This is a genomic window from Pseudomonas sp. R15(2017) (assembly GCF_002112685.1).
Taxonomy (GTDB): Bacteria; Pseudomonadota; Gammaproteobacteria; order Pseudomonadales; family Pseudomonadaceae; genus Aquipseudomonas; species Aquipseudomonas glycinae.
In genome coordinates this window covers 116,857-135,247 of record NZ_NEII01000007.1, presented here as the reverse complement: position 1 = coordinate 135,247, position 18,391 = coordinate 116,857, and the positions used below count along the sequence as shown (strand labels likewise).

At 55.6% G+C, this 18,391-nt stretch carries 15 protein-coding genes and 1 tRNA gene; 14 read left to right on the top strand and 2 right to left on the bottom strand.

The genetic code is table 11. From position 1 onward, the window contains the following. The first annotated feature begins 85 nt into the window (after positions 1-85). Entirely contained in the window at positions 86-391 is a 306-nt protein-coding gene (locus CAF77_RS15900; RefSeq protein WP_064378869.1) for a hypothetical protein, read from the top strand. 165 nt (positions 392-556) lie between these two features. Continuing rightward, on the top strand, positions 557-874 hold the full coding sequence (locus CAF77_RS15895; protein WP_085655200.1) for an I78 family peptidase inhibitor: 318 nt from the start codon (positions 557-559) through the stop codon (positions 872-874). A 70-nt stretch (positions 875-944) separates the two neighbouring features. Here CAF77_RS15895 and CAF77_RS15890 read toward each other — a convergent pair whose 3' ends face one another. After that, complete coding sequence (locus tag CAF77_RS15890) at positions 945-1,157, bottom strand: cold-shock protein (RefSeq protein ID WP_007956027.1); 213 nt, start codon at positions 1,155-1,157, stop codon at positions 945-947. A gap of 290 nt (positions 1,158-1,447) precedes the next feature. After that, the gene (locus tag CAF77_RS15885; RefSeq protein WP_011333385.1) at positions 1,448-1,750 is read right to left on the bottom strand and encodes a hypothetical protein; all 303 of its coding nucleotides are present in this window, start codon (positions 1,748-1,750) and stop codon (positions 1,448-1,450) included. Positions 1,751-2,121: 371 nt separating this feature from the next. Between CAF77_RS15885 and thrS the strand changes: the two genes are divergently transcribed. The 12 genes from thrS (at position 2,122) to CAF77_RS15825 (ending at position 18,136) form a co-directional block, all read left to right on the top strand. Then, positions 2,122-4,044 carry a threonine--tRNA ligase gene (gene thrS, locus CAF77_RS15880; RefSeq protein WP_064378870.1) on the top strand — a complete coding sequence of 641 codons (1,923 nt, stop codon included), beginning with the start codon at positions 2,122-2,124 and terminating at the stop codon, positions 4,042-4,044. Then, positions 4,044-4,595 (top strand): translation initiation factor IF-3, encoded by a 552-nt coding sequence (gene infC / locus CAF77_RS15875; protein WP_169432615.1) that lies wholly within the window; start codon positions 4,044-4,046, stop codon positions 4,593-4,595. The genes thrS and infC overlap by 1 nt, the downstream gene beginning before the upstream one ends. 60 nt (positions 4,596-4,655) lie before the next feature. Then, the gene (rpmI, locus tag CAF77_RS15870; RefSeq protein ID WP_002553160.1) at positions 4,656-4,850 is read left to right on the top strand and encodes a 50S ribosomal protein L35; all 195 of its coding nucleotides are present in this window, start codon (positions 4,656-4,658) and stop codon (positions 4,848-4,850) included. 30 nt (positions 4,851-4,880) lie between these two features. Beyond that, positions 4,881-5,237, top strand: coding sequence for a 50S ribosomal protein L20 (gene rplT, locus CAF77_RS15865; RefSeq protein WP_002553161.1), 357 nt, complete (start codon positions 4,881-4,883; stop codon positions 5,235-5,237). A 109-nt stretch (positions 5,238-5,346) separates the two neighbouring features. Beyond that, a complete protein-coding gene (pheS, locus tag CAF77_RS15860; RefSeq protein ID WP_011333387.1) occupies positions 5,347-6,363 on the top strand; it encodes a phenylalanine--tRNA ligase subunit alpha in 1,017 nt (338 codons plus the stop codon). 26 nt (positions 6,364-6,389) lie between these two features. After that, positions 6,390-8,768, top strand: a complete 2,379-nt coding sequence (pheT, locus tag CAF77_RS15855; protein WP_085655199.1) for a phenylalanine--tRNA ligase subunit beta — start codon at positions 6,390-6,392, stop codon at positions 8,766-8,768. Positions 8,769-8,771: 3 nt separating this feature from the next. After that, on the top strand, positions 8,772-9,074 hold the full coding sequence (ihfA, locus tag CAF77_RS15850) for an integration host factor subunit alpha (protein ID WP_002553164.1): 303 nt from the start codon (positions 8,772-8,774) through the stop codon (positions 9,072-9,074). Then, positions 9,055-9,411: a MerR family transcriptional regulator gene (locus CAF77_RS15845; protein ID WP_003179985.1), complete on the top strand. Its 357-nt coding sequence runs from the start codon at positions 9,055-9,057 to the stop codon at positions 9,409-9,411. Before ihfA ends, CAF77_RS15845 begins: the two co-directional genes overlap by 20 nt. Positions 9,412-9,500: 89 nt before the next feature. Beyond that, positions 9,501-9,577 (top strand) — tRNA-Pro (locus CAF77_RS15840). Between the two features lie 317 nt (positions 9,578-9,894). After that, positions 9,895-16,524 (top strand): DUF3320 domain-containing protein, encoded by a 6,630-nt coding sequence (locus CAF77_RS15835; RefSeq protein ID WP_085655198.1) that lies wholly within the window; start codon positions 9,895-9,897, stop codon positions 16,522-16,524. A 188-nt stretch (positions 16,525-16,712) separates the two neighbouring features. Then, positions 16,713-17,717 (top strand): hypothetical protein, encoded by a 1,005-nt coding sequence (locus CAF77_RS15830; RefSeq protein WP_085655197.1) that lies wholly within the window; start codon positions 16,713-16,715, stop codon positions 17,715-17,717. A gap of 38 nt (positions 17,718-17,755) precedes the next feature. Then, complete coding sequence (locus CAF77_RS15825; RefSeq protein ID WP_085655196.1) at positions 17,756-18,136, top strand: hypothetical protein; 381 nt, start codon at positions 17,756-17,758, stop codon at positions 18,134-18,136. Positions 18,137-18,391: the final 255 nt, after the last annotated feature.

Here is an 18,391-nt window from a genome sequence, read left to right as displayed (position 1 = left end):
GTCGGGCGGTTGGCACTGCGACTTAGGCATGAGCACAGCGCTATGCGACACTTGGTCGTTTCCGCAGAAAAACAAGGATTGCGCTGTGCAGATCGATTTGAATAGCCCCGACGGCCTGACCCTTGATGCTGTCCGCCAGATGCTTGCGTCGGCCAGTGATGACGAACATACCCAGCTGCGCGTAACCAAGGGCGGGATCGCCTATATATCTTCGGGTGTCACTGGTGGTCAGGACATTGATGGCCTGCTGTTTCGCTTGGAGACCTGGGCAAAAGGCTCAGGGTATGTGGGAAATGTCGCAGCCAGCGACGAAGTCTGGGTCATGCAGATTTTCAATGCGCTCAAGGACAACTGGCCGAATCCGCCCTACGACTACATTGATGTCTACTGAGCGTCATTAATATTCAGTGACGTTTTTCGGGGTGATGCTTCAGGTGTTGCTCAGGCACACTCGGTGTTTTTCCGATGGTGGGGCAGGGTGATGGCACTCATCGGGAAACCAATCGCCGTATTGGTGGTCGCACGATCTCTGGTAAAAATTGAATAAGGAGGCTTCATGCCTTGGAAGTTCGCGTCACTGGGTGCATTGATGGCCGTTGCTTTGTTGGCTGGTTGCACCACGACCTCCAGCGAATCGCAAAAGGATCCCGTGGCGACTGAGGCCGGACATGGTCGTTGTGAAGTATCGGCTGCGGAGTTCGCTCTCGGCAAGAAAGCTTCGCCAGAGCTGTTGGAGCAAGCACGCAAAAAAGCCGGTGCGCAGAACGCCCGGTTCCTCAAGCCGAATGACATGATTACTTTGGAGTACCGCTCCGATCGCCTCAATCTGAATACCGATCAGAACCTGGTGGTCACTCGCGTCAGCTGCGGCTGACTTTCGGGCATTTGTCTTACCCATAAAAAACCCCGTCACATGGACGGGGTTTTTTTAGTGCGCCGGGAAATTACTCTGGGCGAACTTGTGCAGCTTGCATACCCTTTTGGCCTTTCTCAGCCACGAAGGAGACGGTCTGGCCTTCTTTCAGGCTTTTGAAACCGTCAGTTTCGATAGCTTTGAAGTGTACGAACAGGTCGTCACCGCCACCTTGAGGAGTGATGAAGCCGAAGCCTTTTTCATCGTTGAACCATTTAACGGTGCCGGTTTGGCGATTAGACATGGTGTATCTCCAAGAAACATATATTTTCAGTAGTACTGTGCTGCTCAGGCCAACTGGGCACACCGGGGTATCATAGTCGAAATGTTCGCTTTGGTAGCCCCCCGGACGTGCTGTTTGCCAATCAGTCGTGTTTTCTTTACTGCCTGTTTCGGCTGGAGGCCCCGGTTTAAAAGGCTTTGAGCGAAAAATAAAGACAATAAAAAAACCTGTAAAACCTGCATAAATCGTACGAAATGGCCTGAATCAGATGCTTTTCAGCGGTGCTGGAGGCAGTGAAAAGGCCTGTTTCATCATTTTTTCGCCGGGGTATTGGCCTTGCATTTGGCAATTTGCCCCAAGGCTTTCTGTTGCAGTTCAGGCGTGGCCTTGTTGTCCATCAATGCCTGAATGTCGCTGGCCGGGTAGGACTTGATGGCATCGGCACCGCACGCGCAGTGGGATTTTGCGGCAGCGGCACCGATTTGCGGAGTGGCCGCCTGGGTGCACTGAGCCATGTATTTCTCACGCTCGCCCTTTGGCCAGTCGGCGTGGGCGCTCAGCGGCAGCAGCAAAACGAGGGGGGCGACTGCAGCAAGCAGGGTGTTAAGGCGCATGCGAGGATGCTCCTTGTGGGTCAATGTCTTGTTATCTGAGGGCCCAAAGGCCGATCAAGTTCAGCACTCTGGCATAAAACAGACGATTTGCCTCTCGCTAAAACCTGAGTGCATCGGTGACCGTTCATCTGTGCTAGCATGCCTGGCTAGGGCGTTCGCAGGCTCCGGATGACCTTCAGTCCCGGTAGCGGCAGCGCACGAATTTTCCGATTTGAATCCCAGTCACTCTGGTTCGGTTTTCCGGTTGGCCGCAAGGCTCCTGCCGCTGTAAGGCAGGCGTTCGTCATTGAATGGCCTGGATCGGATCTTGTACTGGCTCATCCCAACCCACGTGACCTTTGGTAGGGGTCACCACTAGGAGAGGAGGCGCCATGCCAACTATTACTCTTCCCGACGGCAGTCAACGTTCATTCGATCACCCGGTTTCCGTAGCCGAGGTCGCCGCCTCCATCGGTGCAGGTCTGGCCAAGGCCACCGTAGCCGGCAAGGTCAATGGCAAGCTGGTCGACGCCTGCGACATCATCGACAGCGATGCGACGCTGCAAATCATCACGCCAAAGGATGAAGAGGGGCTGGAGATCATTCGCCACTCTTGCGCCCACCTGGTCGGCCATGCGGTCAAGCAGCTGTACCCGACTGCAAAAATGGTCATCGGGCCGGTTATCGACGAAGGTTTCTATTACGACATTGCCTTCGAGCGTCCTTTTACTCCGGACGACATGGCGGCCATCGAACAGCGCATGCACCAGCTGATCGATACAGAATATGACGTCATCAAGAAAGTCACTCCGCGTGCCGAAGTGATCGAAGTGTTCAAGGCTCGTGGCGAAGACTACAAGCTGCGCCTGGTCGAAGATATGCCGAACGAGCAGGCCATGGGCCTGTACTATCACGAAGAATACGTCGACATGTGCCGCGGTCCGCACGTGCCGAACACTCGCTTCCTGAAATCCTTCAAGCTGACCAAGCTGTCCGGCGCCTACTGGCGCGGTGATGCCAAAAACGAGCAATTGCAGCGCGTTTATGGCACCGCGTGGGCTGACAAGAAGCAACTGGCTGCTTACATCCAGCGTATTGAAGAAGCTGAAAAGCGCGATCACCGCAAGATCGGCAAGCGCCTGGGCCTGTTTCATACCCAGGAAGAAGCGCCGGGCATGGTGTTCTGGCACCCGAACGGCTGGACGCTGTACCAGGTACTCGAGCAGTACATGCGCAAAGTGCAGCGCGACAACGGCTATCTCGAGATCAAGACGCCGCAAGTCGTTGACCGCAGCCTGTGGGAGAAATCCGGGCACTGGGCAAACTACGCCGACAACATGTTCACCACTGAGTCGGAAAGCCGCGACTACGCCATCAAGCCGATGAACTGCCCTTGCCATGTGCAGGTGTTCAACCAGGGCCTGAAGAGCTACCGCGAGCTGCCGATGCGTCTGGCCGAGTTCGGCGCCTGCCACCGTAACGAGCCATCGGGTGCGCTGCACGGCATCATGCGTGTGCGTGCGTTCACTCAGGACGATGCTCACATTTTCTGCACCGAAGAGCAGATGCAGGCTGAATCCGCTGCGTTCATCAAGCTGACCATGGATGTTTACCGCGACTTCGGCTTTACCGACGTCGAGATGAAGCTGTCCACTCGTCCGGAAAAACGCGTCGGTTCCGACGAGTTGTGGGATCGCGCCGAGGCAGCACTGGCTGCAGCCCTTGACAGCGCGGGTCTGCCGTACGATCTGCAGCCGGGTGAGGGGGCGTTCTACGGTCCGAAAATCGAATTCTCGCTGAAAGATTGCCTCGGCCGCGTGTGGCAGTGTGGTACCTTGCAGCTCGATTTCAACCTGCCTGTGCGTCTGGGAGCCGAATACGTTTCCGAAGACAACAGCCGCAAGCATCCGGTGATGTTGCACCGTGCGATCCTCGGTTCGTTCGAGCGTTTCGTCGGGATTCTGATCGAGCACTACGAAGGTGCGTTCCCTGCGTGGCTGGCGCCAACCCAGGCAGTGATCATGAATATCACTGATAAACAGGCAGATTTCGTCGCTCAGGTCGAAAAAACTCTCAACGAAAGCGGGTTTCGTGCCAAGTCCGACTTGAGAAATGAAAAGATCGGCTTTAAAATCCGCGAGCATACTTTGCTCAAGGTTCCATATCTCTTGGTTATTGGGGATAAGGAAGTCGAGATGCAGACTGTCGCTGTGCGTACTCGTGAAGGTGCTGACCTGGGCTCGATGCCCGTCGCCCAGTTCGCTGAGTTTCTCGCGCAAGCGGTTTCCCGGCGTGGTCGCCCAGATTCGGAGTAATTATTATTAAGCGTGAAATGAGACAAGATAAACGAGCTGCACCGAAAGCCCCGATCAACGAGAATATCTCGGCACGCGAGGTTCGGTTAATTGGCGCTGATGGCGAGCAGATTGGCATCGTCTCGATTGATGAAGCGCTTCGTATTGCTGAAGAAGCAAAGCTTGATCTGGTAGAAATTTCTGCCGACGCAGTCCCACCGGTTTGCCGTGTGATGGACTACGGCAAATCGATCTTCGAAAAGAAGAAGCAGATTGCTGCGGCGAAGAAAAACCAGAAGCAGATTCAGGTAAAAGAAATCAAGTTTCGTCCAGGGACGGAGGAAGGGGATTACCAGGTAAAACTGCGCAACCTGGTACGTTTCCTGAGTGACGGGGACAGGGCCAAGGTATCCTTGCGATTCCGCGGCCGTGAGATGGCCCACCAGGAGCTGGGGATGGAACTCCTCAAGCGGGTTGAACAAGACCTGCTCGAGTACGGTTCGGTCGAACAGCATCCTAAGATGGAAGGACGCCAGCTGATCATGGTCATCGCCCCGAAAAAGAAGAAGTAATCAACAGGGCACGGCAGGCCTTCTGATTATGTTTATCAACTGAATGCGGAGTATCCGAACATGCCAAAGATGAAAACCAAAAGTGGTGCTGCTAAGCGGTTTCTGAAAACTGCTAACGGTATCAAGCACAAGCACGCTTTCAAGAGCCACATCCTGACCAAAATGTCGACCAAGCGTAAGCGTCAACTGCGCGGTAGCAGCTTGCTGCATCCGTCTGACGTGGCAAAAGTCGAGCGCATGCTGCGCCTTCGTTAATTTTTGGATCAAGAATAGAGGAAGTAACTCATGGCTCGTGTAAAGCGTGGCGTCATTGCCCGTAAACGTCACAAAAAAATTCTGAAACTTGCTAAAGGCTACTACGGCGCACGCTCCCGCGTATTCCGTGTTGCCAAGCAAGCGGTAATCAAGGCAGGCCAATACGCCTACCGTGACCGTCGTCAGAAAAAACGTCAGTTCCGCGCTCTGTGGATCGCTCGTATCAACGCTGGTGCTCGTGTTAACGGTCTGTCCTACAGCCGTTTCATCGCTGGCCTGAAAAAAGCGTCCATCGAGATCGACCGTAAGGTTCTGGCTGATCTGGCAGTGAACGAAAAAGCGGCGTTTGCTGCGATTGTCGAGAAAGCTAAAGCCACCTTGGCTTAAGTACCCCCGACAGTCACCCGGCCTCACCTCTGTGGGGCCAGGTGTTAAACGTCATAAATAGGGGAAGAGCCTTCAAGCTCTTCCCCTATTTTGTATCTGGAGTCTGTACATGGAAAACCTGGATGCGCTGGTCTCTCAAGCACTAGAGGCTGTGCAAAGCGCTGAAGATATCAATGCCCTGGAGCAAATCCGGGTTCAATACCTTGGCAAAAAGGGTGAATTGACTCAGGTGATGAAGACCCTGGGGAATTTGCCGGCAGAAGAGCGTCCGCAGGTCGGCGCCCTGATCAACGTTGCCAAGGAACGTGTCACAGGCGTTCTCAATGCGCGCATGGCTTTGTTTGAGGAAGCCGAACTGGCTGCCAAACTGTCTGCTGAATCCATTGACGTGACCCTGCCGGGCCGCGGTCAGACCTCCGGTGGTCTGCATCCGGTAACCCGGACTCTGGAACGTATCGAACAGTTCTTCACTCATATCGGCTACGGCATTGCCGAAGGCCCGGAGGTCGAAGACGACTATCACAACTTCGAGGCGCTCAACATCCCAGGCCACCACCCGGCCCGGTCGATGCATGACACCTTCTATTTCAACGCCAACATGTTGCTGCGCACCCATACCTCGCCGGTACAGGTCCGCACCATGGAATCGAAAAAGCCGCCGATCCGCATCGTCTGCCCAGGCCGTGTGTACCGCAGCGACTCCGATATCACCCACTCGCCGATGTTCCACCAGGTCGAAGGTCTGCTGGTCGATCGCGATATCAACTTCGCCGACCTAAAAGGCACGATCGAAGAGTTCCTGCGGGTGTTCTTCGAGAAAGAACTGGCCGTGCGTTTCCGTCCTTCGTACTTCCCGTTCACCGAGCCTTCCGCCGAAGTCGACATGGAATGCGTGATGTGCAGCGGTAAAGGCTGCCGCGTCTGCAAGCAGACCGGCTGGCTGGAAGTGATGGGCTGCGGCATGGTTCATCCGAACGTGCTGCGCATGTCCGGAATCGATCCGGAAGAGTTCTCGGGCTTCGCCTTCGGCATGGGCGTTGAGCGTCTGGCCATGCTGCGTTACGGCGTGAACGACTTGCGTCTGTTCTTCGACAACGACTTGCGGTTCCTCGCGCAATTTCGCTAGTCGTAACGAATTCTTAGGAGAGCAGGATGAAATTCAGTGAACAATGGCTGCGTGGCTGGGTCAGCCCGCAGGTAGATCGCGACGCGCTGGTTGCCCGTCTGTCGATGGCCGGTCTTGAGGTCGATAGCGTTACGCCGGCCGCCGGTGTTTTCAGTGGCGTCGTGGTGGGCGAGGTGCTGAGCACCGAGCAGCACCCCGATGCCGACAAATTGCGCGTTTGCCAGGTCAGCAATGGCGCGGAAACTTTCCAGGTTGTGTGTGGTGCGCCAAACGTGCGTCCGGGCCTGAAAATTCCGTTCGCGATGATCGGTGCCGAGCTGCCGGGCGACTTCAAGATCAAGAAGGCCAAGCTGCGCGGCGTCGAGTCCAACGGCATGCTGTGCTCGCAAGCCGAACTTCAGATCGGCGAAGGCAATGACGGTCTGATGGAGCTGCCGGCTGATGCGCCGGTGGGCGAAGATTTTCGTGTTTATCTGGACCTGGAAGACGCCAGCATCGAAGTCGATCTGACTCCGAACCGCGGCGACTGCCTGTCCCTGGCCGGTCTGGCCCGTGAAGTCGGCGCGTTGTACGACGCTCCGGTCACTCGCCCGGTGGTGAAGGCCGTTCCTGCAGTGCACGACGAAGTGCGCTCCGTCGAAGTCCTGGCACCTGCTGCCTGCCCGCGTTATCTGGGCCGTGTCATCCGTAACGTTGACCTGTCCAAACCGACGCCACTGTGGATGGTTGAGCGCCTGCGTCGCGCCGAAGTCCGCAGTATCGACCCCGCCGTCGACATCACCAACTACGTGATGCTCGAGCTGGGCCAGCCGCTGCACGCTTTCGATCTCGCCGAAATCAATGGCGGCATCCGTGTGCGCATGGCAGAAGAGGGCGAGAAGCTTGTGCTGCTCGACGGTCAGGAAGTCAGCCTGCGTAGCGATACGCTGGTGATCGCCGACCACACTCGCGCTCTGGCCATTGCCGGCGTGATGGGTGGCGAGCACAGCGGTGTATCTGCGACCACTCGCGACGTATTCCTTGAAAGTGCGTTCTTCGACCAGATCGCGGTGGCGGGCAAGGCTCGTTCCTACGGTCTGCACACCGACGCTTCGCACCGCTACGAGCGCGGTGTGGACTGGCAACTGGCCCGTGAAGCCATGGAGCGCGCCACTGGCCTGCTGCTGGAAATCACCGGTGGCGAAGCCGGCCCGATCATCGAAACCGTCAACGAGCAGCACTTGCCGTCGATCGCGCCGATCACCCTGCGTGCGCAGCGCATCACCCAGATGCTGGGCATGCAAATGGATTCGGCCGAAGTCGAGCGCCTGCTCAATGCTTTGGGTCTGAAGGTTTCCGTCGACGGAGCAGGGCAGTGGCGCGTAGAAGTGCCGAGCCATCGCTTCGATATCAGCCTGGAAGTCGATCTGATCGAAGAGCTGGCGCGTCTGTACGGTTACAACCGCCTGCCGGTTCGGTACCCGCAAGCTCGTCTGGCGCCACAGGCCAAGGCCGAAGCGCGCAGCGATCTGCCGGAGCTGCGTCGGCTGCTGGTCGCTCGCGGGTATCAGGAAGCGATCACTTACAGTTTCATCGATCCGAAGCAGTTCGAGCTGTTCAACCCGGGCGTTGAGCCGCTGCTGTTGGCGAACCCGATCTCCAACGACATGGCTGCGATGCGTTCGTCGCTGTGGCCGGGTCTGGTCAAGGCGCTGCAGCACAACCTCAACCGTCAGCAGGATCGTGTTCGTCTGTTCGAGAGCGGTCTGCGCTTTGTCGGTCAGCTGGAAGGTCTGAAGCAAGAACCGATGATCGCCGGTGTGGTGTGCGGCAGCCGTCTGCCGGAAGGCTGGGCGCAAGGCCGCGATACCGTCGACTTCTTCGACGTCAAGGCTGACGTCGAAGCGGTGCTGGGCTTTGCCGGTGCGCTGGATCAGTTCACTTTTGCACCGGGCAAGCATCCTGCACTGCATCCAGGCCAGACCGCACGCATCGAGCGGGAAGGGCGTGAAGTCGGCTTTATCGGCGCGATTCACCCTGAGCTGTCGAAATCCCTGGGTCTCGACCGTCCAGTGTTCGTCTTCGAGCTGGTTCTGGCTGAAGTCGCTCTGGGGAAAATGCCGAAATTCCACGAGTTGTCGCGCTTTCCTGAAGTGCGTCGTGACCTGGCACTGATTGCGCACAAAGACGTTGCAGCCTCGGCTGTACTGGACGTAATCCGTGAAAATGCAGGCGAATGGCTGACAGACCTCAGGCTATTTGACGTGTATCAGGGTAAAGGCATTGATCCTGATAGAAAAAGCCTCGCAGTCGGCTTGACCTGGCAGCATCCATCGCGCACTCTTAATGACGATGAGGTGAATTCGACGACGCAAGATATCCTCACCTCGCTCGAACAAAGGTTGAACGCCACGTTAAGGAAGTGACGTATGGGGGCTTTGACGAAAGCTGAGATGGCGGAACGTCTGTATGAAGAGCTGGGCCTGAACAAGCGGGAAGCCAAGGAGTTGGTGGAACTGTTTTTCGAGGAAATCAGGCACGCTCTTGAAGACAACGAGCAGGTCAAATTGTCGGGTTTCGGCAATTTCGACCTTCGGGACAAACGCCAGCGGCCTGGCCGCAACCCGAAAACGGGGGAAGAAATCCCGATCACGGCTCGCCGTGTGGTCACCTTTCGTCCAGGGCAGAAATTGAAGGCCCGAGTTGAGGCTTATGCTGGAACCAAGTCATAACGACGAACTACCCGTCATCCCGGGCAAACGCTACTTCACCATTGGTGAAGTCAGCGAGCTGTGTGCGGTAAAACCACACGTGCTGCGCTACTGGGAGCAGGAGTTTCCTCAGCTCAACCCCGTCAAACGCCGCGGAAACCGCCGGTATTATCAGCGCCAGGACGTGCTGATGATCCGGCAGATCCGTGCGCTCCTTTACGATCAGGGGTTCACCATCGGCGGTGCGCGTCTGCGACTGTCCGGCGATGAGGCCAAAGACGACACCACCCAATACAAGCAAATGATCCGCCAGATGATCGCCGAGCTCGAAGATGTTCTGGTGGTTCTCAAGAAATAATTTCCTGCTTTTAAATACTTCCAGTTTTCAAAAGCTTGCGATATATTCTTGAGCGTTCTTCGAGACGGAGAACGAGTTTCACGCCTAGTCGGGGCGTAGCGCAGTCCGGTAGCGCACTAGCATGGGGTGCTAGGGGTCGAGTGTTCGAATCACTCCGTCCCGACCATATAATTCAAAGGGTTGCGAGATTTTATCTCGCGACCCTTTTTATTTGTCCGCGTTTTTACCCCCACAAAACGGCTGGCTCTGAGTGGGTTTTTCGGATGTGTTACCAATATCGGATTTTGTCCTAGGGGTTTCTGGCAGGGGGATTGCTCTGGTCTACCTAGTGGCCATTCGATGATGGGATGAGAAATCAGTAACGACCAAAGGCACGTTACGGCTCTCACTAGAAAAGCTATCATCCTGCCATCAGCTCAAGAGGGGCTCCCTGGCCGGTCAATTCCGGCACTCCCTTGGGCATACCGACAAGGATTGTTGCGCATGGACGACATCGTTCAGCCTCTCACGCCTCAAGACGACGTTCAGCCTAAAGAAGTAAAAATCCTTGCCACCTTGGTGGCAAAGCTGAACCTTGCAGATTTTCAGAACGCTATCCCTGTGATTCGCGAGCTTCGCATCTCAAATGAGACAAGCGATCGTTTCGTCAATGCCACTCTTACCCTTAGCTCGGCACCTGAGGTATTTAAGTCCAGAATCTGGCGGATTGACGAGATCGCTGCAGATAGCTTCCGAGTCATACCTGGTCTTGATCTTGTCTTGGACGGCCCGTTATTGAGTCGCCTGACAGAAGCAGAGATGTCGACATTTACGTTCGTCCTTGAAGCCGATGACAAGGAGGCGGAGAGCGGTCGCAAGGAAGTTGCTCGGTTTGAACAGATCGTAGACCTTCTGCCCAGAAACCAGTGGGGCGGATTGCGTCATATACCAGATATGACGGCGGCTTTTGTTCAGCCGAATGATGCGGCGGTAGAAAGGTTGCTCAAACAGGCGGCCGAGTTGCTTCGTCTAAGCGAGAAACCATCCGCACTTGATGGATATGAAGGTGGCCCCAAAAGAGCTTGGCAGTTGGCGTCGGCAGTATGGGGCGCGGTGGCGCGCATGAAGCTCGACTATGCGTTGCCGCCTGCTAGCTTCGAACAATCAGGACAGAAGATTCGTAGCCCCAGTCAGATTGCTGACTCCGGGTTGGCTACCTGTCTCGACCTTACTCTGCTTTTCTGTGCGGCATTGGAGCAGATCGGTCTTAACCCTGTGATCGTATTCACCCATGGTCATGCTTTTGCTGGTTTGTGGCTCAAGCCCGAAGAGTTTACGACTGCCCTGGTGGATGATGTCACTGCAGTACGTAAGCGGGTGAAGCTTCAGGAACTCGTGCTATTCGAGACCACCCTCATTACCCACAACTCAATACCGCCATTCTCTTATGCGGTTGAGATGGGCACGAAACAGGTAGCCGAAGACGCTGAAAGTGTTTTCGAGATGCTGCTGGATATCCGTCGCGCCCGTCTGCAACGTATCAAGCCACTCGCCAGCTCAGAGGCTCAGATCGCGCGTGTTGCCGTTGCTGAATCTGATGAAGCCCCCTCGCTTCTGGTGGAAGAAGGGATAGGCATCGCTGATGACAACATTGAGGTGCAGGTTGAGGATCTCTCCAAGCTCGATCCAGCAGATCGCCTCGGCCGTTGGCAGCGTAAGCTTTTGGATCTGTCGCTTCGAAATAACTTACTCAATTTCAAAATGGGTAAGCGTTCGCTGAAGCTTGAATCTCCTGATCCCGGTGCGCTCGAGGACATTCTTGCAAGTGGACAGTCTCTGAAGTTGCTTACCAGGCCTGACCTGATGGATGGTGCAGATCCGCGTGAGCGAGCACTCTACGAGCAGCGTGAGCGAGAAGATGTTCGCCGTCGTCATGCTGAAGATGCTCTTAAGCGCAGGGAAATATTCGTTGCGCTGACGTCCGCTGAAATGGATGTCCGGTTAACTGAGTTGTATCGAAGCGCTCGTACTGCTTTGCAGGAAGGTGGCTCCAACACTCTGTTCCTGGCCATCGGTTTTCTTAGCTGGACGCGTGAGGATAGGGCGGGGCAGAAGTACAAAGCGCCGCTGGTGTTGGTACCAGTTACGTTGGAACGTAAGAGCGCCCGCTCCGGATTCACCATGGTGCTGCACGATGATGAACCTCGTTTTAACCCGACTCTGATCGAGATGCTGCGTCAAGACTTTGAGTTGGGCTTGGGTTCGCTGGAGCAGGAGCTGCCTCGGGACGACTCCGGTCTGGATATCGCAGGTATTTGGAACAAGGTTGGTCATGCGATCAAGGACATCGCTGGTTGGGAGCTGAATGAGGACGTTGTACTCTCGATGTTCTCGTTTGCTAAGTATCTCATGTGGAAGGATCTTGCCGAGAATGCAGAGCACCTTCGACAGAGTCCAGTAGTCCAGCACCTTCTGGATACGCCACGCGATTCGTTCATCTCCGATACCCCGTTTCCGGAGGCTAAGTCTCTGGACCGTGATTACGGCCCAACTGATGTGTTCTGCCCACTGCCATCTGATTCATCTCAGCTTGCGGCTGTGATGGCGGCAGCCAAGGGCAAAGACTTCGTTCTCATCGGCCCACCCGGCACGGGTAAAAGCCAAACGATTTCCAACATGATTGCCCAGTCGATTGCTCAAGGGCGTCGGGTTCTGTTCGTATCTGAGAAAATTGCTGCCCTAGACGTCGTGTACCGGCGCTTGCGTGAAATCGGTCTGGGTGAGTTCTGCCTTGAACTTCACTCCAGCAAAGCTCGGAAAACGGATGTCCTTGCTCAGTTGCAGTCGGCTTGGGAGGCGAAAGGGCAGGTAGACGCTGCCGCATGGGAGGTGGAAGCGCAGCGGCTCGCTTCCCTGCGTGACAGCCTCAATATTTATGTCGAGCGTCTGCATCGCCGGCACCGCAACGGTTACACCATCTACGATGCCATCGGGACGGTGACATCGGGTGTTGATGAGGTAGTAGCTTCACTTGGTTGGCCATCTCCGGAAACGCACGATCAGAAGGCCATTCTTGAGCTTCGAGAGCTGGGCGACCGCCTTGAAGTGAACGCACAGGCTGTGGGCTACAGTCAGTTGGTAGGCAACGCTTTGTCCGCGGTAGGCCAAGCAGAGTGGTCGCCTCATTGGCAGCAACAATTCGTGCAGGCTGCTCGTGACGTGCTTCCCGCTGTGCTTGAAGTCCAGCAAGCTGCTGATCGCTTTGTTGAGCTGTCCGGGCTTCCTGTTACGCACTACTCCCCTACAGCGCTTGAAGGGCTATCGATCCTTTCTCAAGCACTTCCGGCTGCCGCTGGGCATGATTGGCGTTTCGCACTGCGACCTGATGCTCGCTCAATTGCTCAGCGCCTGAGTGACGGTTGTACCGGGATCGAGCAGCACCGTGACATCAACTCTAGGCTCTCAACTTTCTGGCCGTCTCGTGTTGTTGCTGACGCTAAACAAGGCATTGATCTGCTGCAGCAACGCCGCGCAACTTTCGCAGAACTGGGCCAAGCCTGGCCACAAAGTGTCTGCGACGTCCTTGGGCAAGCTGTCACATTACTGGATCAGATAGACGACCTTAAGCAGCAGCTAACCGCGTCCTACAGTGACGCCATTGAAGCGGTTGATACCGAGCTCCTGCTGCGCGAGTGGAAAGACGCGGAGGAGTCTTTCTGGCCTAAGTCTTGGTTCGGAAAACGCCGCATCGCTGGCCTATTGGCTCCGATGCAGACGTCAACAGGTGAAGTCGACAATGGCAAGGATCTCGCTACTTGGATAGAGATTCGGTCGGTGCGTCGAGCAATCGATGAGCTGGAGCCAGGTCATGAGTGTGTTGCTGTTTGGCAGGGTGCCAAATCCGAAGCAATGCATCTCGCGACAGCGATCAAGCTGCAAGAGGCCGTTAGACTCCAGAAAAATGACTCTGCCTGGATCGATGACGGCTTGCAGTTGGTTGAGCAGGGCCAGCTTGGCGATGAATTGAAGGAGGAACTCCGCCGGCTGCGTGCGCTGACTCGCCTCGACGCTGGGTTAGGTGAGCTGGTTGATCTCAGCTCAGCAACTAGCGCTCTCTGGAGCGGTTTGACCACTGATATTGACGTGCTGACTGCAGCGCTGCGCTTCCAGGCTGAACGACGTGACATCGAAGAACGCGGTCGGCTTGTCGATGACCATCCTCATGTAGAGGAGGGGCGTTGTGGCTCGTCGTTAAAAGCTGACTTTGAGCTGCTCAAGAAAAGGGCAGCAGTTGAACGAGAGTTGGAGGATCTAGCCGATCTGCGAGAAATCGTTCCAGTCTGGAATGACCTGAAAACGAAGGTTGACGTTGCACGAAGGGCGGTAGCGTTCCAGGGGGAGATGGCTACCGCGGTGGCGAGGCTAGCACTCAATCCTGAGCAGGTCGCGGCTTACAAGGCACCGCTTCAAACTTTGCTGGGGGATGGTAACGCACTGCTTGAGCCGGAGGCTGCTATAGCCATTGCCGGTGTTACCCTTCGCGAAAAGCTTGAGCTGCTCCGAGAGCGATCGGCGCACCTGACTGCCGTCGGTCATTTCACCGAAGTGGGTGTCATCGAAACTGCCCATCTGGCGCTAAGTGATATCAAGAAAAACTGCGAAACTGTTGTCTCGTCTGAATCGCGCCTCAAGGCATGGTGCGCTTGGCGGAAGGTTCGCGATGAGGCCTACGCTGTTGGCCTGGCTCCGATTGTTCAAGCGATGGAAACAGGAGCCATCACCTCCGGAAAAGTCCGTCGTGTATTGGAAGTAAATTATGCCCGCTGGTGGCTGAACACGACGGTGGACAACGAGGAGGTGATCCGGACGTTCGTCAGCGTGGAGCATGAGCAGCGCATTCGTGATTTCCGGGCTTTGGATGACAAGTTCACCGAGTTGACCAAGGACTGGCTCCGAGCTCGGTTGTGTTCCGACCTACCAAGCCAAGACAGCGTAAGTCGCTCTTCAGAATGGGGAGTCCTGCGCCATGAGATGAGCAAGAAGACCAAGCATATTCCATTGCGGGAGCTGATGAGTCGTGCGCCAGAAGCGCTAACCAAGCTGACTCCATGCTTGCTCATGAGCCCTCTTTCCATTGCTCAGTATCTGCCGCCTGCCTCAACACCGTTCGATCTCGTTATCTTCGATGAGGCATCTCAAATACCTGTCTGGGATGCCATCGGCGCCATGGCCCGAGGGAAGCAGGTGGTGATGGTGGGCGACCCCAAACAGCTCCCTCCAACTTCGTTCTTTAACCGAGCTGAGTCGACTGCTGAAGATGAGGATGTAGAGGCTGATCTTGAGAGTATTCTGGACGAGTGCATTAGTGCCAACCTACCGATGCGTAACCTGAACTGGCACTACCGTAGCCGCCACGAGAGTCTGATCGCTTTCTCGAACCGGCGTTACTACCAGTCGAAGCTGGTGACCTTCCCATCACCGTTTACGGCCGATAAAGCAGTACGGCTGTGCCCTGTTCCGGGTGTATATGACAAGGGTGGGGCGCGAACCAACTTAATTGAAGCAAGATGTTTAGTTGCTGATTTGGTTGCTCGCCTACAGTCTCCTGCCTTCCGAGCAAATAGGCGAACCGTGGGAGTCGTAACCTTCAACGGCGAGCAGCAGAAGCTCATCATGGACATGCTGGATGAGGCTTGCCGGAAAGACCCATCACTCGATTCGTATTTCGCTGAGTCCGAGCTGGAGCCTGTGTTCGTCAAGAACCTTGAGAGCGTTCAAGGCGATGAGCGAGACATCATCTATTTCTCGACCACCTACGGGAAAGACGCTGCCGGTGTGCTGTCCATGAACTTCGGCCCGATGAACCGCCCTGGTGGTGAGCGCCGACTGAACGTGGCTATAACCCGTGCTCGCCAGGAGCTTGTGGTGTTCTCGACCTTGCGACCAGAGCACATTGATTTGGCTCGTACGCAAGCGATTGGGGTGCGAGATCTCAAGCACTTCCTCGAGTTTGCAGAGCGTGGCCCGCGGGCTCTCGCAGAGGCTGACTTTGGTAGCGTGGGTGGTTTCGACAGCCCATTCGAAGAAGCGGTTGCGGCGGCCTTGGCTAAAAAGGGGTGGCAGATACAAACCCAGATTGGCGTTTCTTCCTTTCGAGTAGACCTTGGGGTTGTTCACCCTGATGCTCCTGGACGGTACCTGGCCGGCGTTGAATGCGACGGTGCTACCTATCACCGCAGCGCGACCGCTCGCGATCGTGACAAACTCCGTGAATTTGTACTGCGTGGACTTGGCTGGGAGATCGTTAGGATATGGTCGACGGATTGGTGGGTTGATGCAGTTGGAACTGCCGAGAAGGTACATCAACGTCTGAACGAGATCCTTGCTGAGTCCCGAGCCAAGCAGGCTGTCATCGATGCAGCTCAAGAGGCAGAACGACTGAAAATCGATGCAGCTATGGCTGAGGTCATTGAGGTAGTGGATCAGGTGGCTGTGGTCGTCGCAGCGGATGGCGTGGCCGAAGCCAATGATCCCTCAGTCGCTTTGGCTGAGTTGAAGTACGCCAAGGCAGCATCTATCACGCCAGTTGAGGATGTCCGAGCTTTTGCTTGTCCCCTTGAACGTTTGGTTTATAAGGAATCCGATCCTCGTCAAGCGGTGGGGTTGGTCGATCCAGATCTGTTCTTTGAGCCGAGTTACACAGAAACGTTGGAGCAGATGATTGCTCATGTGGTAGAGAAAGAGGGACCGGTTCTGGACACAGCGCTCGCAAGGCGCATTGCCCGGGCTCATGGCTGGGTGCGAACCGGCTCGCGGATTCGTGATCGCGTTGACCAAATTGCCCGGGAACGATTCCGTTCATATGAAGAGGAGCAGATAGGAACCTTCTTTTGGCCTACTCATATCGAGTCGGACACCAGTGTCGTCTTCCGTCAGCCCGGCGACGAAGATTCCACGAGAGGGCTATCTGAAATCTGTCTGCCAGAACTGCGTGCTTTGGTTGATGAGATGGTGCAGCGGGGCCACGAAGGGGAGTCCTTGATATACGCGGTCGCGAAGGAAGCTGGTGTAAGCAAGCTTACTCATACGGGACGTCAGCGAATTGAGAAGGCTATCCGTCAAACGGCGGAGTAGCGAGAAGGAAGGGGTGCCGTGGAGGTACCCTTTTTTTTGTGGATATTTGGCGCTGCCCTCGCACTGTGGGGGGGGATGGCGCTCCTTCTGGGTTCCCTTGTATTTTCAATTTCCAGGAGCTCATGTGATTCAGGCAGAGCTACGGGCTATGCTAATGTGCCACCACATTAACGGTATGGAGAGTCGTGATGGGCTGGAAAGGGACTGTACGTTCGCTGCAAGCGTCTGCGCGGAGAGCAGAGCGCAACGCTCATCGCCGGCAGCGTGAGCTCGAGAAGCAACAGAAAGAGTACGCAAAGATGGAAGCGCTGGAGCAAGCAGCGTATGAAGTCGATGTGTACGAAAATCACATAGATATCCTCCTTTCGATGCACAAGGAGTGTGCCGAGCCTGTGAAATGGAAGCGGCTTCTCTCCAACCCCGAACCTAGACAGCCACTGAAGAGCGGTACACTTGAGCAAGAAGCCACACATGCGGTCGCTACATATCGCGCCAATTTCTGGGCTCGGCTCTTCAAGCTAGAGGCTCGTCAACGCGCAGTCCTGTTCGGCAAGATTGGTGCCGCACAGGCGGAGGATGAAAGGCAGTATCAGGCTAAGCTTGATGAATGGAAGACTGCCCATGCCGAGTGGGCAGATGAGCGGGACATTGCGATCCGTATCCTTGATGGTGACCGTCAGGCCAAGCTAGATGCCATCGAAGCTTTCGAGTCGTTTGCAGAAATCTCACACCTCGGCTCAGCCATTCAGATGATTGTTCATGAAGGTGGCGCCCTAGAAGCCAGGCTCGCTATCCATGGCTCCGACGTGATTCCGACCGAAGTCAAATCTCTACTCAAAAGCGGCAAGCTGTCGACCAAAGCTATGCCTATTGGGCTGTTCAACGAGCTCCACCAGGACTACGTGTGCAGCTGCGCCCTGCGAGTAGGTCGAGAGTTGTTGGCAATCCTGCCGGATGATCTGGTCATCGTCACCGCTCTGGACAATGTGCTCAACAGCTCGACAGGTCATATGGAGGAGCAGCCAATTTTGAGTGCGGCGTTCTCTAGGCCAACCGTTGACGGACTTAGCCTTGAAACCATCGACCCATCTGATGCGATGAAGAATTTCGTCCATAACATGAGCTTCAAGAAGGGCGCCGGATTCTCGGCCGTTGCCGCCCTTGATGCTCAGCGCTTCGTCGTAACCGCATAACTGAATCATCTGAGAATCCAGGGAATGAAATGGCAAGCATGAAACAAATTGGCTTGTACACAGGCATATTGGGAGCCTTGGCATCAGTGGCGGCGCTCGTCCTGCCGACCCAGGCGGTTTCGCACAGCTCTAGCGGTAACAACAGCCCGGTCATTTCTGGCAACGGCAACAACGTCAGCTATCAATCCGGTTTTCCCGATCTTGAAACGATAAGAGCCCAGCGTCCCAACATCAGTGATCAACAATACGCTGCAATTAAGCCCGGCATGACATATGAACAGGTGCTGGACATCGTCAAGATTCCCGGTAAAGAGGCGGGCAGTGGCGGCAACGTGCAAGTTTATACATGGGGGACGGAGGTTTACGTATATATGGTGGTGACCTTGGTGAACGGCAAGGTTCAATCCAAATCTCACTGATGCGGTGACCGCAGATCCGGCCTCTACTGTCGGCGGTGCTTCTTCAAGCTGGGGATTAGGAAAGCGTTTCAGGTAAAGGCTTTGCAGTAGCTTGAACTTGCTTGGTAGCGCGGTCACTACAGATGGTGATTTGGACATGAAATGGCTCCCCCTACTTTTCCTCCCACTAAACCGTCGGCTCTTGATGGACGTTACTGGACTCTCGTAGAGCAGAACACCGCTGGAGCTCAAGCAAATACTGGCTCAGGAAAATCC

Bases quoted from the DNA above. Each gene is read 5' to 3' on its own strand.
- rpmI (WP_002553160.1), top strand. From the start codon at position 4,656: ATGCCAAAGATGAAAACCAAAAGTGGTGCTGCTAAGCGGTTTCTGAAA.
- rplT (WP_002553161.1), top strand. From the start codon at position 4,881: ATGGCTCGTGTAAAGCGTGGCGTCATTGCCCGTAAACGTCACAAAAAA.
- CAF77_RS15825 (WP_085655196.1), top strand. From the start codon at position 17,756: ATGAAACAAATTGGCTTGTACACAGGCATATTGGGAGCCTTGGCATCA.
- CAF77_RS15830 (WP_085655197.1), top strand. From the start codon at position 16,713: ATGGGCTGGAAAGGGACTGTACGTTCGCTGCAAGCGTCTGCGCGGAGA.
- CAF77_RS15835 (WP_085655198.1), top strand. From the start codon at position 9,895: ATGGACGACATCGTTCAGCCTCTCACGCCTCAAGACGACGTTCAGCCT.
- pheT (WP_085655199.1), top strand. From the start codon at position 6,390: ATGAAATTCAGTGAACAATGGCTGCGTGGCTGGGTCAGCCCGCAGGTA.
- CAF77_RS15845 (WP_003179985.1), top strand. From the start codon at position 9,055: ATGCTGGAACCAAGTCATAACGACGAACTACCCGTCATCCCGGGCAAA.
- pheS (WP_011333387.1), top strand. From the start codon at position 5,347: ATGGAAAACCTGGATGCGCTGGTCTCTCAAGCACTAGAGGCTGTGCAA.
- CAF77_RS15890 (WP_007956027.1), bottom strand. From the start codon at position 1,157: ATGTCTAATCGCCAAACCGGCACCGTTAAATGGTTCAACGATGAAAAA.
- CAF77_RS15895 (WP_085655200.1), top strand. From the start codon at position 557: ATGCCTTGGAAGTTCGCGTCACTGGGTGCATTGATGGCCGTTGCTTTG.
- ihfA (WP_002553164.1), top strand. From the start codon at position 8,772: ATGGGGGCTTTGACGAAAGCTGAGATGGCGGAACGTCTGTATGAAGAG.
- CAF77_RS15885 (WP_011333385.1), bottom strand. From the start codon at position 1,750: ATGCGCCTTAACACCCTGCTTGCTGCAGTCGCCCCCCTCGTTTTGCTG.
- thrS (WP_064378870.1), top strand. From the start codon at position 2,122: ATGCCAACTATTACTCTTCCCGACGGCAGTCAACGTTCATTCGATCAC.